General features: G+C 40.6%; 1 protein-coding gene. It reads right to left on the bottom strand.

Annotated elements, in window-relative coordinates; genetic code table 11:
• The coding region (locus LI126_RS14670; protein ID WP_227165667.1) for an IS3 family transposase at positions 1 to 293 on the bottom strand (293 nt) is incomplete at both ends.

Genomic DNA, 293 nt, shown 5'->3' with positions numbered 1-293 from the left:
GTTTAATCCAATTATGCTTCTTCTTACGGATATTTGCCTTGATCCCGTGATTTCGCATGCAGTTAGTAACCCGCTTTAAGCCGGCCTTGAAATCCAATTTATTTTCAAAAGCTAGTTGCTTCGTCATGCCTAAATAACCCAAGGTCCACTTATGCTTTTTTTCCAATTCCAAAATGGCTTTAAGTAATTCTGCTTGTTCATCATCATGGATATTGGCCTTTCGATGAATCCACTTGTAGTAAGCATCTCGAGTAATACCTGCGATCTCGCTTAAAGTGCTGATTGGCCACCCG

The organism is Mediterraneibacter sp. 210702-DFI.5.30 (assembly GCF_020560115.1).
Taxonomy (GTDB): domain Bacteria; phylum Bacillota; class Clostridia; order Lachnospirales; family Lachnospiraceae; genus Mediterraneibacter; species Mediterraneibacter faecis.
The sequence above is the reverse complement of the archived record's forward strand: the minus strand, read 5'-3'. Positions and strand labels throughout refer to the sequence as shown.